The sequence below is a fragment of the Mesorhizobium sp. M1A.F.Ca.IN.022.07.1.1 genome (assembly GCF_003997575.1).
GTDB lineage: Bacteria > Pseudomonadota > Alphaproteobacteria > Rhizobiales > Rhizobiaceae > Mesorhizobium.
Map to the genome: position 1 here is coordinate 1 of NZ_RZST01000612.1, position 1,484 is coordinate 1,484.

Here is a 1,484-nt window from a genome sequence, read left to right on the forward strand (position 1 = left end):
GCGCCAGCGGATCGGACCGGCTGCCGCCATTGCCGCCACCGCCGGTCCGATCCGCTGGCGCAGACCTTCACGTTGACCGAAGGCCGGCACATCGCCGGCGTCAACCTTAAGGTCTGCCTCGTCGGCGATCCGGACCACCCGATCGTGCTCGAGCTGGTCGAGGTCGCCAATGGCATCCCGACCGTCAACGTCATCGCCCAGGCGTTCTACGACATGAACGACGCGGTGATCGGGCAGTGGACCGAAATCCGCTTCCCTTACCCCATCTGGTTGGCCAGCGGCATCGAATACGCCTTTGTCGTGAAGACAAACGACGGCAATCATTCAATCAAGACCGCCAAGCTCGGCGACTTCGACGCCGACCTTCAGCAGCCAGTCGCGGCGCAGCCTTATTCGGTCGGCGTCATGTTGTCGTCGTCGAATGCCGTCACCTGGACGCCGCATCAGGACGAGGACATCTGCTTCCAGCTGATCGCCGCCAAGTTCGCGCCGACGACCAAGACCGTGAATGTCGGCACCTTCGCCGCCGCCAACATGAGCGATCTGCTTATTCGAGCCGAGGTCGAGCTGCCGACCGCCGCGGCCGCGATGCATTTCGAGGTCGAGCTCGATGACGGTTCGGTCACTCTGCTCAATCCCGGCCAGGCCTGGGAATTGCAGTCCTTCTACACCGGCAATGTCGAGGTCCGCGCGGTGCTCTCCGGTTCTGCCAAAGTCTCGCCAGTGGTTTTCCCGGTCATCCTCGCGATCGAGGGCGAGCTGCAGACGACCGGCACCTATGTCACCCGCGCTTTCGACATGGGCACCGGCGTCGACATCCTGTCCTATCTAAAGACCAAGATCCAGACCGGCGCGACAATCGCAATGCACGCAGATGCCGCGAACGACGTCTGGACAGCGGTTCCTCAGGTGACGCAGGCGCCGCTGCAGGATGCCGGCTGGGTCGAGCGCAAATACAGCGTCATTGGCTTCAACGCCAATCCCGTTGGGCGCATCCGCATCACGCTCACCGGCACCCCGGCGGCGCGGCCGATGGCCTACGACTTCCGGGCGATCTCAACCCCGTAACCCTCGCCGAGGATCGCCATGCCAGTAGAAAACACGACGCTGAACCGGGGGTACCAGCTTCCCTTCGGCAGCAACGAGCTTGCGAATGACGTTCTTCGGCTGGTCGCGGCCTTCTCTGCGATCGACGTCGATGTTGCGGGGATCCTGGTCTCAGTCGCGAACCGGGCGCTCCTGTTGCATCAACACACGATTGCAGACACGACGGGGCTGCAGGCCGCTCTCGACAGCAAGCAGGACGCATCCGAAAAGGGCAACGCGAACGGTTATGCCGCTCTCGACGGGACCGGAAAGGTTCCGGCAGCTCAGCTGCCGTCGACGCTCTTTGGTGCCATGTCCTACCAAGGCACTTGGAACGCCAATACGAACTCCCCGAAGATTCCGGGGGCGTCAAGCGCCAGCAAGGGCCGGTACTATAA

1 protein-coding gene and 1 pseudogene are annotated in these 1,484 nt (G+C 63.0%); both read left to right on the forward strand.

The window, feature by feature from the left end:
• Window positions 1-1,068: pseudogene (locus EOA75_RS34355) on the forward strand (DUF4815 domain-containing protein); the annotation flags it as partial.
• 18 nt (window positions 1,069-1,086) lie between these two features.
• A partial coding sequence (locus EOA75_RS32740; protein ID WP_206517111.1) for a hypothetical protein occupies window positions 1,087-1,484 on the forward strand: 398 nt, incomplete at its 3' end.